This window comes from Micromonospora sp. NPDC000668, assembly GCF_042897975.1.
In the GTDB taxonomy this organism is placed as follows: Bacteria; Actinomycetota; Actinomycetes; order Mycobacteriales; family Micromonosporaceae; genus Micromonospora.
In genome coordinates this window covers 1264729-1278644 of the sequence record NZ_JBIAYP010000001.1, presented here as the reverse complement: position 1 = coordinate 1278644, position 13916 = coordinate 1264729, and the positions used below count along the sequence as shown (strand labels likewise).

The 13916-nt window shown below is 72.3% G+C and carries 12 protein-coding genes; 9 read left to right on the top strand and 3 right to left on the bottom strand.

Annotated elements, in window-relative coordinates; genetic code table 11:
• The first annotated feature begins 18 nt into the window (after nt 1–18).
• From fabG to ACFY29_RS05925, 4 genes are all read left to right on the top strand, one after another.
• Nucleotides 19–723, top strand: coding sequence for a 3-oxoacyl-ACP reductase FabG (gene fabG / locus ACFY29_RS05940; RefSeq protein ID WP_328418686.1), 705 nt, complete (start codon nt 19–21; stop codon nt 721–723).
• Nucleotides 724–759: 36 nt separating this feature from the next.
• Nucleotides 760–1527: an enoyl-ACP reductase FabI gene (gene fabI, locus ACFY29_RS05935; protein ID WP_386983767.1), complete on the top strand. Its 768-nt coding sequence runs from the start codon at nt 760–762 to the stop codon at nt 1525–1527.
• 100 nt (nt 1528–1627) lie between these two features.
• Nucleotides 1628–2656 (top strand): ferrochelatase, encoded by a 1029-nt coding sequence (locus ACFY29_RS05930; protein WP_386983765.1) that lies wholly within the window; start codon nt 1628–1630, stop codon nt 2654–2656.
• Entirely contained in the window at nt 2608–3471 is an 864-nt protein-coding gene (locus tag ACFY29_RS05925; protein ID WP_355612737.1) for an HAD-IIA family hydrolase, read from the top strand. The genes ACFY29_RS05930 and ACFY29_RS05925 overlap by 49 nt, the downstream gene beginning before the upstream one ends.
• A gap of 40 nt (nt 3472–3511) precedes the next feature.
• On the opposite strand, the gene ACFY29_RS05920 is transcribed toward ACFY29_RS05925, so the two are convergent.
• The gene (locus tag ACFY29_RS05920; RefSeq protein ID WP_328418683.1) at nt 3512–4306 is read right to left on the bottom strand and encodes a hypothetical protein; all 795 of its coding nucleotides are present in this window, start codon (nt 4304–4306) and stop codon (nt 3512–3514) included.
• Between the two features lie 240 nt (nt 4307–4546).
• Here ACFY29_RS05920 and ACFY29_RS05915 point away from each other — a divergent pair, with 240 nt between their 5' ends.
• Nucleotides 4547–5359, top strand: coding sequence for a DUF3097 domain-containing protein (locus tag ACFY29_RS05915; protein WP_328418682.1), 813 nt, complete (start codon nt 4547–4549; stop codon nt 5357–5359).
• Between the two features lie 143 nt (nt 5360–5502).
• On the opposite strand, the gene ACFY29_RS05910 is transcribed toward ACFY29_RS05915, so the two are convergent.
• A complete protein-coding gene (locus ACFY29_RS05910) occupies nt 5503–6816 on the bottom strand; it encodes a serine hydrolase domain-containing protein (RefSeq protein WP_386983762.1) in 1314 nt (437 codons plus the stop codon).
• A 131-nt stretch (nt 6817–6947) separates the two neighbouring features.
• On the opposite strand from ACFY29_RS05910, the gene ACFY29_RS05905 reads away from it, so the two are divergent.
• The 4 genes from ACFY29_RS05905 (at nt 6948) to ACFY29_RS05890 (ending at nt 11924) form a co-directional block, all read left to right on the top strand.
• Nucleotides 6948–7421, top strand: coding sequence for an NfeD family protein (locus ACFY29_RS05905; protein ID WP_328418680.1), 474 nt, complete (start codon nt 6948–6950; stop codon nt 7419–7421).
• A 5-nt stretch (nt 7422–7426) separates the two neighbouring features.
• Nucleotides 7427–8533 carry an SPFH domain-containing protein gene (locus ACFY29_RS05900; protein WP_328418679.1) on the top strand — a complete coding sequence of 369 codons (1107 nt, stop codon included), beginning with the start codon at nt 7427–7429 and terminating at the stop codon, nt 8531–8533.
• A gap of 151 nt (nt 8534–8684) precedes the next feature.
• Nucleotides 8685–9452, top strand: a complete 768-nt coding sequence (locus ACFY29_RS05895) for a hypothetical protein (protein WP_328418678.1) — start codon at nt 8685–8687, stop codon at nt 9450–9452.
• 273 nt (nt 9453–9725) lie between these two features.
• Nucleotides 9726–11924: a transglycosylase domain-containing protein gene (locus tag ACFY29_RS05890; protein WP_386983760.1), complete on the top strand. Its 2199-nt coding sequence runs from the start codon at nt 9726–9728 to the stop codon at nt 11922–11924.
• A 47-nt stretch (nt 11925–11971) separates the two neighbouring features.
• Here ACFY29_RS05890 and ACFY29_RS05885 read toward each other — a convergent pair whose 3' ends face one another.
• A complete protein-coding gene (locus ACFY29_RS05885; protein ID WP_386983758.1) occupies nt 11972–13819 on the bottom strand; it encodes a thiamine pyrophosphate-requiring protein in 1848 nt (615 codons plus the stop codon).
• Nucleotides 13820–13916 lie beyond the last annotated feature (97 nt).

The following is a 13916-nucleotide window of genomic DNA, read 5'->3' as shown; positions in this document are numbered from 1 at the left end:
CATTCGCAAGGGGGAACCGTGGCCCGTACCGTGCTGGTGACCGGGGGCAACCGGGGAATCGGCCTGGCCATCGCGCAGGCCTTCGCCAAGCAGGGCGACCGGGTGGCGGTGACCCACCGCAGCGGCGACGCCCCCGAGGGGTTGTTCGGGGTGCGGGCCGACGTCACCGACGCGGCCTCGATCGACGCGGCGTTCACCGCCATCGAGGCGGAGCTCGGGCCGGTCGAGGTGCTGGTCGCCAACGCCGGCATCACCGACGACACGCTGCTGCTGCGGATGTCCGAGGAGCAGTTCACCGGCGTGCTGGACACCAACCTCAGCGGGGCGTTCCGGGTCGCCAAGCGAGCCTCCGGAAAGATGCTCCGGGCCAAGTGGGGCCGCATGATCTTCATCTCCTCGGTGGTGGGCCTCTCCGGAGGTGCTGGTCAGGTCAACTACGCCGCCAGCAAGGCCGGCCTGGTCGGTGTGGCCCGCTCGATCACCCGGGAACTGGGCAGCCGCAACATCACCGCGAACGTGGTGGCGCCTGGCTTCATCGACACGGACATGACCGCCGGCCTGTCCGACGACCGCAAGGCGGAGATCCGCAAGTCGATCCCGGCCGGCCGGATGGCCCACCCGGACGAGGTCGCCGCCGTGGTCACCTGGCTCGCCGGGGACACCGCCGGGTACGTCTCCGGTGCCGTGATCCCGGTCGACGGTGGCCTCGGCATGGGCCACTGACCAGCGCTTTCTGACTACGTACGGAGGAACCCCTGCATGTCCGGACTGCTCGCCGGTAAGCGGCTGCTGGTCACCGGCGTCATCACCGACGCCTCGATCGCCTTCTCGGTGGCGAAGATCGCCCAGGAGAACGGCGCGCAGGTCGTGCTGACCGGCTTCGGACGGCTCTCCCTGGTCGAGCGGATCGCCAAGCGACTGCCCGAGCCGGCGCCGGTTATCGAGGTGGACGTGACCAACACGGAGCACCTGGCCAGCCTCGCCGACCGGGTCCGCGAGCACGTCGACGGGCTCGACGGGGTCGTCCACTCGATCGGCTTCGCGCCGCAGAGCTGCCTCGGCGGCGGCTTCCTCGACGCTCCCTGGGAGGACGTGGCGACCGCGCTGCACGTCTCCACCTTCTCGTACAAGTCGTTGGCCATGGCTGCGCTGCCGCTGATGTCCCCCGGCGGCGCGGTGGTCGGTCTGACCTTCGACGCGACCAAGGCGTGGCCGGTCTACGACTGGATGGGCGTGGCCAAGGCCGGCCTGGAGTCCGCCTCCCGTTACCTGGCGCTGCACCTGGGCAAGCAGGGCATCCGCAGCAACCTGGTCGCCGCCGGGCCGCTGCGCACCATCGCCGCCAAGTCGATCCCCGGCTTCGACCAGTTCGAGGACGCCTGGACCGAGCGGGCCCCGCTGGGCTGGAGCCTCACCGACCAGGAGCCCGCCGCCCGGGCCTGCCTGGCGCTGCTGTCCGACTGGTTCCCGGCCACCACCGGCGAGATCGTGCACGTCGACGGCGGCTACCACGCCATCGGCGCCTGACGTCCCCGGCGGCGCCCCCGACCGCCGTCCCGTGTGATCCACGTGGGCCGGAGCAGGGGGCGTCGCCGGGTCGTTCCGCGCGACCGGCAAGAATGGGCCCATGGCGTACGACGCGGTGGTGCTGGTGTCCTTCGGTGGGCCGGAGCGGCCCGAGGACGTGATGCCGTTCCTGCAGAACGTGACCCGGGGTCGCGGCGTGCCGCCCGAGAGGCTGGCCGAGGTCGTCGAGCACTACCTGCACTTCGGCGGGGTGTCCCCGATCAACCAGCAGTGTCGTGACCTGCTGGCCGCCGTCCGCGCCGACTTCGCCGCCAACGGCCTCGACCTGCCCGTCTACTGGGGCAACCGCAACTGGGACCCGCTGCTCGCCGACACCGTGACCCAGATGCGCGACGACGGTGTCACCCGGGCGCTGGCCTTCGTCACCAGCGCGTACGGCGGCTATTCGTCGTGCCGGCAGTACCAGGAGGACATCGCGGCCGCCCGGGCCGCGGTCGGTCCGGACGCCCCGGTGATCGAGAAGTTGCGCCAGTTCTGGGACCATCCCGGGTTCATCGAGCCGCACACGGACGCCGTCCGGGCCGCGTTGGGCCAGCTCGACCCGGCCAAGCGGGGCACCACCCGACTGGTCTTCACCGCCCACTCCGTCCCCACCTCGATGGCGGCCAACGCCGGCCCACACGGCGGCCGGTACGAGGCGCAGCTGCACGAGGCCGCCCGGCTGGTGGCTGCGGCCGCGGCCCCGGACCTGCCGTACGACCTGGTGTGGCAGAGCCGCTCGGGTCCGCCGCAGGTGCCGTGGCTGGAGCCGGACATCAACGACCACCTGGCCACCCTCGCCCAGGGCGACACCACCAGCGTGGTGGTCAGCCCGATCGGGTTCATCTCCGACCACCTCGAGGTGGTGTGGGACCTGGACACCGAGGCGCTGGAGACGGCCAAGCAGCTCGGCCTGGAATTCGCCCGGGCCGGCACCCCGGGCACCGACCCGCGCTTCGTGACCATGGTCCGCGAGCTGGTGACCGAGCGGACCGACCCGGACGGCGCGCAGCTGCGCCGCCGCCTGGGCGAGCTGCCGATGTGGGACACCTGCCCCACCGTCTGCTGCGTGCCGACCCGTCGCCCCTGACCGTCCACCCGCCCAACGACACCCTGGGATCATCGATGCAGGACCGAAAGCCCGTGCAGAGCTGGCTGACCGACATGGACGGCGTGCTGGTGCACGAGGGCCAGCCGGTGCCCGGCGCGCCGGAGTTCATCAAACGGATGCGCGCCTCCGGCAAGCCGTTCCTGGTGCTGACCAACAACTCGATCTACACCCCGCGCGACCTGACGGCTCGGCTGAGCCGGATGGGGCTGGACGTGCCGGAGGAGTCGATCTGGTCCTCCGCACTGGCCACCGGCCAGTTCCTCGCCGACCAGCGGCCGGGCGGCACCGCGTACGTGATCGGGGAGGCCGGGCTGACCACGGCGCTGCATGCCGTGGGCTACGTGCTCACCGACTTCGCGCCGGACTACGTGGTGCTCGGGGAGACCCGCACCTACAGCTTCGAGGCGATCACCAAGGCGGTCCGGCTGATCAACGACGGGGCTCGGTTCATCTGCACCAACCCCGACGTGACCGGCCCTTCCGTGGAGGGCGCGCTGCCCGCCGCCGGCTCGGTCGCCGCCATGATCTCCAAGGCGACCGGGGTGGAGCCGTACTTCGTCGGCAAGCCGAACCCGATGATGATGCGCTCCGCGCTGAACACCATCAACGCGCACTCGGAGAGCACCGCGATGATCGGCGACCGGATGGACACCGACATCCTGTGCGGCCTGGAGGCCGGGCTGGAGACCATCCTGGTGCTCACCGGGATCAGCAGCCGCACCGAGGCGGAGCGCTACCCGTACCGCCCGTCCCGGATCGTCAACTCGGTCGCCGACCTGCTCGACGAGGTCTGACCGGCCGGCCTCGGGCGGGTGCCGGTGCCGCCGCCTCCCGTCAGGGGCGCAGCGGTGCGTTGCAGGCGGCCACCAGCGCCTGCCGGCAGGCTGCGGTGAGCGGGCGGAGCGCGGCGTCGCGCTGCTGGGCCTCGTAGTTGTTGATCGCGCCACCGGGGGCGGCGTGCCCGGCCAGCGCCAGCACCCGGTCGAGCACCGCGGCCCGGGCGAAGAGCCGGCGGGCGCGGGGGTCGAAGCCGGGCGGCAGGTCGGTGGCGCCGTCCGGGCGGCGCAGCGCGGCCAGCGCGCCGGCCAGCTCGGGTCGCCACTGGGCGACGTCCAGGCGGGTCAGCGCTGCGGTGGTCTCGGCCAGCGCGGCGGCCAGTTCGGCCTCCGCCTCGGCGGCACCGGGCAACACGAGCGACGCGGCGGGCGCGTTGGCCGGCAGCGGGTACACCCGCCAGAGCACCGTCTCGAAGCAGTCCCCGGAGCCGGAGGTGTGCAGCCGGACCTGCGGGATCAACCCGAGCATGCCGGCCACCACCGCCTCGCCCGTGACCAGTGCCGCGCCGGCGAAGTCGCCGGGGCCGGGCAGCCCTCGGGGGTCACCCGGCGCGGGCAGCACCAGGCGGATCTCGTCCGGGGAGAGCTTGGCCAGGGTGGGCAGCGCGGCGCTGAGTGGGACGTCGGTCCAGGTGCCGGGAGCGTCCGCCACGAGGTGTTCCTCGTCGCCGGCGATGGCGTCGGCGACCTCGTCGTACGGCACCAACCCGGCGCGCCACGCGCGCACCCAGGCAACAAACCGGCTCGACCGGCGCGGCGCGAGTGTGGCCGCGCCCGTTGCGGGGGTGGACATGCCGAAAGGGTACGTGGTGACCGGCGGCCCTGTCTCGACTGCCGCTCCGGCCGCCCTGCGTGCCCCGAACTGCCCCCTTCGCCCCGCCTCTGCCCGTGCCGACAACGCAGTGGTGGCGGGGGTTCGCTGGTGGTTCGCGGCGTTTCGCCGCCGCTGTGATCGAGGCGGTGGGGCGTGGTGCCCGGCAGGCGGCGGTGTGTCGGGGTGATGTGTGGGTGCGACGGGGTTAGCGTGATCGACATGGCGGGGCGATACGGCGAGGACGTGTTGGCGGGGGACTGGCGGCGGCGGAAGGTCACCCCCGAGGTGGACGCCGAACCGGATCTCGTGGTGGAGGACGCCGAATCCGGGTTCTGCGGCGCCGTGGTGGGCTTCGAGTCCGGCGCGGTGGTGCTGGAGGACCGGCACGGCAAGCGGCGCAACTTTCCCCTGCTGCCGGCGGCGTTCCTGCTCGACGGTCGCCCGGTGACGCTGCGCCGCCCGACCCGCGCGTCGGTGCCGGCGGCCCGCCGGCGCACCGCGTCCGGTTCGGTGGCGGTGGACAACGTCCGCGCGCAGGTGGCCAAGGCCAGCCGGATCTGGGTCGAGGGCATCCACGACGCCGCGCTGGTAGAGCGGATCTGGGGCGACGACCTGCGGATCGAGGGCGTGGTCGTGGAGCCGCTGGACGGCATCGACGCCCTCGACGCCGAGGTACGCGACTTCGCCCCCGGCCCGACCCGGCGGCTCGGCGTGCTCGTCGACCACCTGGTGCCCGGCAGCAAGGAGAGCCGGATCGTGGCCCGGGTGAACTCGCCCTACGTGCTGGTGACCGGGCATCCGTACGTGGACGTCTGGCAGGCGGTCAAGCCGGCGGCGCTGGGCATCGCGGCGTGGCCGGTGGTACCGCCGGGGCGGCCGTGGAAGGAGGGGGTCTGCGCGGCCCTCGGCGTGGCCGAGCCGGCCGACATGTGGCGGCACATCCTGTCCCGGGTGAACAGCTTCGCCGACGTGGAGACCCCCCTGATCAACGCCATGGAACGCCTCATCGACTTCGTCACCGAACCGGCCTGACCCGGAACGGCTGTCCGCGCCGTGCCGCGCTGTCCGCGCCGCACAAGATCCGCACAACTTCCAGGATGTAGTGGCCTCGTCGACCCTCGGAGGCCACTACATCCATGATTCTGTGCGGATCTTGCCCAGAAGTCAGCGAGCGGTCAGGGTTCCTGGTCGGGGTGGCGGGTGTGGACGAAGGTGGCGATGTCCAGGGCGACCGCACGGCCCTGCTCGTCGCGGCGCACCGTGAGGATCTCGCCGTCCTGTCCACCGGCGCGGCCCCGCCACCGGTCCGGTCCCTCGGCGACGAAGCGCAGATCCGGTACGCCGACCGGGCCGGCGTGCAGGTCGCCGGTGGCGTCCGCGAACACCTCGATCTCGCTGCCCATCCACCACCAGCGGCCGGTCAGCTCGCTCAGCTCGGCGGGCGGCGCGGCGGCGGCCGGCAGCCAGGGGATGACCGGCGTCGGCTCGGCGTCCAGCACCAGCGTGAGCAGCCGCCGGCCGAGCGCGCCGAGGTGCCCGGTACGCAGGCCGTACGAGTTGGCGAAGCCGACCACGGCGGTGCGGGTGGGCCGGTGCACGGCCAGCGAGGCGATGTAGCCGGGCATCGAGCCGCCATGCCCGACGTACACCCGGTCGCCCTCCCGGAAGAGCTCCAGCCCGAGGCCGTGCCCGTGGTTCCAGGACTCCAGGTCGCTGATCACCACGGGGGAGCACATCTCGGTCAGCGTCTCGGCGGCGAGCACCGAGGGGTCGGGGTCGGCCAGGAACGCTGCCCAGCGACCCAGGTCCTCGATCGTCGACCAGAGTTGCCCGGCCGGGGCCATCGCCCCGGTGTCGGTGCGGGGCTCCTCGCGCAGCGTGTCGTGCCAGGGGTGGACGACGTAGCCGCGGGCGAACGGCTCGGTGGCCGCGTACGTGGTGCGGCCCATCCCCAGCGGGGTGAGGATCCGCTCGCCGAGCAGGTCGGCCCAGGGTGTCCCGGTGAGCCGTTCGAGGACGCCGCCGAGCAGCCCGTACGCGAGGTTGGAGTAGTGGTGGGTGGCGTGCGGCGGGTACGCGATCTTGTCCACGGTCAGCCCGGCCAGCAGGGTGCGCAGGTCGGCGCCCTCGGTCCGCTCCCACCACTCGCCCTCGGGCTCGCGCTGGATGCCGCTGACGTGCCCGAGTAGCTGGCGCAGGGTGAGCGTGCCGACGCCGGTGCCCGGCAGGTGCCGTTCCAACGGGTCGTCCACGGCCAGCCGGCCGGCGTCGCGCACCTGCATGATCAGCGTGGCGGTCATCGTCTTGCTGATCGAGCCCAGCCGGTACTGCAGGTCGATGTCCGGGCGGGGATGCTCTCCGGCGGCGGCCAGATGCACCAGCGCGCCGTCGCGGACCACGCCCAGCACCAGCGACGGGGCGCGCCCGTCGACCTGTGCCTGGGCGACCATGGCGTCGACCTGTCGGGCGGTCTCGGGCAGCAGGGTCAACGGGATCTCCTCGCTCGTCGGCTCGGACCGGTTTATCGAGACGGGGCGTTTCGGCCGGCCAGGTGGGTTTCGCCGAGCTTACTGATCATCACGGGTCGTCCGCGCGTGCAATTGCGTGTCACGATCAGGGGGTGGACGCCGTGGTGTGGATCGTGTTGGGTGTGTTGCTGGTGGTCGCCGAGATCTTCACGACGACGCTGTTTCTGATCATGTTCGGGGCTGGCGCGTTCGCCGCCGCAGGTGCGGCCGCCCTGGGCGCGCCGGTGGCGATACAGGCGCTGGTGTTCGCGGTGGTGTCGGCGTTGAGCCTGGTGGTGGTCCGACCGGTCATCCGGCGGCATCAGAGGACCGCGTTGGACAGCGGCGAGCAGCCGTTCGGCCTGGAGGCGATCGAAGGCTCCACGGCGTTGGTGCTGGAGCGGGTGGACGCCGAGCACGGCCTCGTCAAGATTGACGGAGAGCTGTGGAGCGCCCGGTCGTACGACACGACGCAGGTCTACGACGTCGGTCAACGGGTTCGGGTGATAAAGGTCCGGGGCGCGACCGCCCTGGTCTGGCAGGACGATGTTTCTTCCGCCGGCGAGCTGCCGGAATCGAGAGGGTGAACGGGATGACGGTCATAGGGGTGCTGGTGATCGCGGTGGCGCTGATCGCCGTGGTGACGCTGGCCAAGGCGGTGCGGATCGTGCCGCAGCAACGCCAGGACGTGGTGGAACGGCTCGGCAAGTACAAGCGCACCCTCAGCCCCGGCCTCAACCTGCTGGTGCCGTTCATCGACGCGGTCCGTACCAAGGTAGACATGCGGGAGCAGGTGGTCAGCTTCCCGCCGCAGCCGGTGATCACCTCGGACAACCTGGTGGTCTCGATCGACACGGTCCTCTACTTCAAGGTGGTCGACTCGGTCCGGGCGACCTACGAGATCTCCAGCTTCCTCCAGGCCATCGAGCAGCTCACCGTCACGACGCTGCGAAACGTGATCGGCTCGCTGGACCTGGAGCGGGCGCTGACCAGCCGGGACGAGATCAACCGGCACCTGTCCGGCGTGCTGGACGAGACCACCGGCCGATGGGGCATCAAGGTGACCCGGGTGGAGATCAAGGCGATCGAGCCGCCAGCCAGCATCCGTGACTCGATGGAGAAGCAGATGCGCGCCGAGCGGGACCGCCGCGCGGCGATCCTGACCGCCGAGGGGCACAAGCAGTCGCAGATCCTCACCGCCGAGGGCGAGAAGCAGTCCGCGGTGCTGCGCGCCGACGGTGACCGGCAGGCTCGGATCCTGCAGGCCGAGGGCCAGGCTAAGGCGATCCGGACGGTGTTCGACGCGATCCACCAGGCGAACCCGAGCCAGAAGGTGCTCGCCTACCAGTACCTGCAGGCCCTGCCGCAGATCGCCCAGGGCAGCGCCAACAAGGTCTGGATCATCCCGGCCGAGCTGACCAAGGCACTTGAGGGGATGGGTGGCGCGCTGGGTGGTTTGAGCCAGATGGTGGGGGACCTTCCCGCACCGGAGGCAGCCGATCACGCGAGCCAGGTCGAGCGCGAGGCCGCGGAGGCGGCGCAGGCCGCGGCGGCCGCCGCCCAGCAGATCCACGACGAGGTACGCGTCGCCGAGGCGCAGGCCACCGGCACCAAGGGGCCGCAGGGGCTGCCCGCGCCGGAGCCGGTCTCCCCGACCAGCCTGGTCAACGACCCGACCGATCAGCGCGAGCGCGGCTGATCCAGTAGAGCGGCCGCCCGGCCGGCTAAATGCGAGAAAGACTCATGGGGCGCTCCGACGCCTGCCACGATCGGTCCTAGGACGGGTGGTGACCAGGCAATCGGGGCGCCCCGGCGCGTCCCGCACCGCTCGCGGACGAGCGAGGTGACGCATGAAGGATCCGGCGAATCGGATGTGGTCCTCCGCCCCGGTGCCCGGCGCGCACGACCCGGCCGGCCCACTGGGTTCCCGGAGCAGCGGCGGAGGGTTCGGCGTACTGCCGTTCGTGGGCGAGCCGACCCCGGCCGGGCCGGCAACGAACGCCAGTTGGGCCTGGTCGATACGCCGGTTCGCGCGGGCGGCGGTGTGGCTGCTGCCCGCGTACGCCATCCTCTACGGCGTGGTGGCGATGGCCAGCGACGGCGGGGTGGGCAACGACCCGTATCCGGCCGACGGTCGGGCGGCGTACCTGATTGGTTGGGTGGCCGCGGTCTGGCTTGGCCTGCTCGCGCTGCTGGCCCTCACCGGGCTGCTCGCCGCGACCCGCAGTCGTCGGGTGGCCGCCGCCGGTCTGCTGGTCAGCATCGCCGGCACCGTGCTGATGCTGCCCTTCGCCGGGCTCGCCGAGCAGACACCGGTCTTCGGCACCACGGCGCGTTCGCTGGTCCTGGTCGGCGCCACCTTCTACAGCGTGGGCTGGTTCCTCACCGGTTGGGCGGTCGCCCGGTCGGGCACGTTCAGCCTCGGCGACGGGGTCATGCTGATCATCGCCGCGCCGCTGCTCGGCCTGGGCGGCGCCCTGATCGGGTCGCTGCAGACGTTCGGCGCGATCTTCGTGCTGATCGCCGGCATCGGCATCGGCTACCGCTCCGGGCGCCTGGTGCCCCGCGACATCGCCCGCGACGCCGCCAGCGCCAGCCTCTCCACCCCAACCCCCTAACCCACCCCACCCATCCCGCTCCACCCCACCCACCCCGTCCCTCCCACCCGCCCACTCGCCCGGCTTCGGCGATCATGAGGTTGACGAGGGTTTCCTTGATCGAACTCCCCGTCAACCTCATGATCACCAGGGGTGGGCGGGGGTGGGTCGGGGGTGGGAGGAGGGGGCGCGGGCGGGTTTGGGTGGGAGTTGGCTGGTGGGGGGCCGTGAAGTTGCTGACAATCGGGCTGCGAGGGTGGTCGGTTGGCGGCATTCGTGGCAATCCTGGGGAGCATGGCCGCCTCCCGCTCGCCGCTGTCGCGGCTGTTCACCGTGCTGCTCGCCGGCTTGCTGGCCGGGCTCGCCCTGGCAGTCGCCGCGCTGCCGGGCAACCTGCTGCTCGGGTTCGCCGCCCGCTCCGCGATCGGGACGTACGCCGCGTTGCCTGACGCGCTGCGCACCCCGGCCACCCCGCAGCGTTCCTACCTCTACGCCAACGACGGCAAGACGCTGATCACGACGTTCTACGACGTGAACCGCACCGACGTACCGCTGGCGGACATCGCCCCGGTGATGCGGCAGGCGATTGTGGCGGCCGAGGACCGGCGGTTCTACTCGCACGGCGGCGCGGACCTGCGCGGGCTGGCCCGTGCGCTGGTGTCCAACGTCAAGGGCGGCGGCACCGAGCAGGGCGGCTCGACGCTGACGATGCAGTACGTCCGTAACGTGCTCAAGACCGACCCCACCCGCACCGCCGAGGAACGCGCCGCCGCCACCGACCCCACGATTCCGCGCAAGATCCAGGAGATCCGGTACGCGGGCGCGTTGGAGCAGAGCCTCGGCAAGGACGAGATCCTCAACCGGTACCTGAACATCGCCTACTTCGGCTCCAATGCGTACGGGATCGCGGCGGCCAGCCAGCGCTACTTCGGCAAGCCTCCGGCACAGCTGACCCTCGCCGAGTCGGCCCTGCTCGCTGGCCTGGTGCAGTCCCCGGACGCGTACAGCCCCATCGACGGGAACAAGGACGACGCGCTGGCCCGCCGGTCGTACGTCCTGGACTCGATGGCCGAGACCGGCGCCATCACCGCCGGGCAGGCCGCGCAGGCCAAGGCGGAGCCGCTGACCCTGCACCCCACCGCGCAGCCCAACGGCTGCACCGCCGTGGCCCAGGGCCACGACGACTGGGGCTACTTCTGCGACTACCTGCGCCGGTGGTGGGTCGCCCAGCCGGCGTTCGGGGCCACCGTGCCGGAGCGCGAGCAGGCCCTGCGGTCGGGCGGCTACACCGTGGTCACCTCGCTGGACCCGCAGATCCAGGCCACCGCGCAGCAGCAGGCCACCAAGGTCTACGGGTACGACAACAAGCGCGCCCTGCCGATCGCGGCTGTGCAGCCGGGCACCGGGCAGGTGCTGGCGATGGCGGTCAACCGGCACTACAGCCTGGCCGACAACCCGGGCGGGCAGGCCAACTACCCGAACACCGTCAACCCGCTGATCTCCGGCGGGGCCAGCGTCGACGGGTACCAGGCCGGCTCGACGTTCAAGCTGTTCACCATGCTCGCCGCGCTGGAGTCGGGCCGTACCCTCTCCACCGGCTTCGACGCACCCGCCAAGCTGCCCACCCGGTACGCCGCCGAGGGCCCGGGCAGCTGTGACGGCACCTGGTGCCCGGCCAACGCCAACCCGGACTGGATGGACGGGTACCGGATGATGTGGGACGGCTTCGGCCGTTCGGTGAACACCTACTTCGTCTGGCTGGCCGAGCAGGTCGGCCAGGACAAGGTGGTGGAGATGGCGCAGCGGCTCGGCATCACCTTCCGCGCCGACGCGGACGCCGCCTTCGCCAAGGACGACGCCGCCAACTGGGGTTCGTTCACCCTGGGCGTGGCCGCCACCACCCCGCTGGACCTGGCCAACGCGTACGCCACGGTGGCCGCCGAGGGCACCTACTGCACGCCCGTGCCGGTGGTCTCGGTGACCGCCGCGAACGGGGACAAGGTGCCGGTCGGGCAGCCGTCCTGCAAGCGGGTGCTCGACGCCGACGTGGCCCGCGCCGCGACCGACGCCGCCCGCTGCCCGGTCGGCCAGCAGTCGCCGTACGGGCAGTGCAACGGCGGCACCGCCACCGGCGTGAACGACATCCTCGACGGCCGCCCGGTGGCCGGCAAGACCGGCAGCTCGGAGGAGAACTCCACCGAGACGTTCGTCGGCTTCACCCCGCAGGTCGCGGTCGCCGGCATCGCCGCCAACCCGGACGACCCGACCGACTCGGTGGGCTCCGCGGTGCAGGCCAAGGTGATCGACGCGGTCGCCCGGGTCATCGCCACCGCCGTGAAGGGCCAGCCGGAGAAGGCGTTCGTCGCGCCCAGCCGCGAGCTGGCCGGCGAACCCCGCCGCCCGGTCGAGCGCGCCCCCGTTCCGGACCGTCGACCAACCCGGGAGGACGACCCTCGCTCACTCCTGCAACGCTGGCTGGACCGCCGCGGCTGACCGCCCTGCCTGGCCCCCGCCCCGGCTCCTGCGGGGCGGGGGGACCGTCAGCCCTGCCGGCGACGGGGGCGGTAGCTGGCCAGGGTGGCGGGTAGGCCGCGGCGGATGATTCCGGCCCAGTCGGTGTCGCCGCGCAGCACTGCCGCCGCGGTCTTGCGTGCCTGCTCGGCGGTGAAGTGTGGTGGCAGCATCAGCTCCGCCGGGTCGACCAGCGCGTTGATCACCACCGGCCGGTCGGCGGTGAGCGCCCGGTCCCAGATCGCCGGCACCTGCTCCGGGGAGTCGACCAGCTCGCCGTGCAGCCCGAGCACCTGCGCCCACTGGTGGTAGCCGATGTCCGGCAGCTGCTGGCTGTCCGGGAACATCGGCGTCCCCTCGCTGGAGCGTTGCTCCCAGCTGACGAACGCCAGATCCCGGTTGTTGAGCACCAGCACCACGAACCGTGGGTCCGCCCAGCTGCGCCAGTACTTGGCCACGGTGATCAGCTCGTTGACGCCGTTCATCTGCATCGCACCGTCGCCGATCAGCGCCACCAGCGGGCGGTCCGGGTGGGCGAACTTGGCGCTCAGCGCGTACGGCATGGCGCCGCCCATGGACAGCAGGGTCCCGGAGAGGCTGGCCAGCATCCCGGGGCGGACCTGCACGTGCCGGGCGTACCAGGCGGTCGTGGTGCCGCAATCCACGGCGATCATGGCGTCGTCGGGCAGCCGCTCGCTGAGGGTGCTGAACAGCAACTGCGGGTTGACCGGGTCGGCGGTCTGCTCGGCCAGGTCGCGCTGCACCCGGCGCCACGACGAGGTGGCCTCGGCGATCTCCGCCCGCCAGGCGGTCGGCCCCGGGCCGGGGCCCAGCTCGTGCAGCAACGCCCGCAGCGTGGGGCCGGCGTCGCCGGTCAGGTTCACCTCGGTCGGGTATCGCAGCCCGAGCTGGGTGCCGTCCACGTCGATCTGCACCGCGCGGGCCTGCCCCTGCGGCGGGTAGAACTCCGAGTACGGCATGTTGCTGCCGACGATCAGCAGCCGGTCGCAGCCGGTCATCAGCTGCCAGCTCGGCCGGGTGCCGAGCAGCCCGATCGAGCCGGTGACCCACGGCTCCCGGTGGTCGACGGCGGTGAAGCCGAGCAGCGCGGTGGCCACCCCCGCGCCGAGCCGCTGGGCGATCTCGCGGACCTCGTCCGGTGCCCCGAGCGCGCCCTGCCCCACCAGCATCGCCACCCGCTGCCCGCTGCGCAGCACCTCGGCTGCCCGGCGCAGGTCCGCCTCCGGCGGCACGGTCGGCGGGCTGCTCGGCACGTTGCTGGTGTGGTAGTAGCCGTGCGCGTACGGCGGGTCCGGGATGGCCGGCTCGTCCTGCAGGTCCGAGGGGAGCACCAGGGCGGTGACGGTACGCCGGGCCAGCGCCGTGCGGCACGCCCGGTCGACCAGATGGCGGACCTGCGCCGGGTGGTCGAGCTGGGCCAGGAACGCCGCGGCCACGTCCTTGTAGAGGGCCAGCAGGTCGACCTCCTGGTAGTAGCCGCCCCCCTCGGCGGTGACCGCGGTGTGCCCGACCAGAGCGACAACCGGCTGGTGGTCGAGCTTGGCGTCGTACAGGCCGTTGAGCAGATGGATGGCGCCCGGCCCGCTGGTCACCAGCGCGCAGCCCAGCGGCCCACCGCCGTACTTGACGTGCGCCGAGGCGGCGAAGCCGGCGGTCTCCTCGTGTCGCACCTGGATGAACTGGGCCCGCTCGTTGGTGCGTTGCAGTGCGGAGGTGAGGCCGTTGATGCCGTCGCCCGGGTAGCCGAAGTACCGGTGCACGCCCCAGCTGAACAGGCGGGCGACGATGTGGTCCGCGACGGTGGCGTGCTTGGGCAGGGCACCCGCTTCGCCCGGCGCGGCGTGGTCTGGGCTCACCTGGCTGGTCCTTCCGGTTGAGTCCTTTACTCCGCCCGCCATTCCCCTTCCTTTCCGGACAAAACGCCCCGGGTGGGGTGGGCTCGACCGGCCCCGG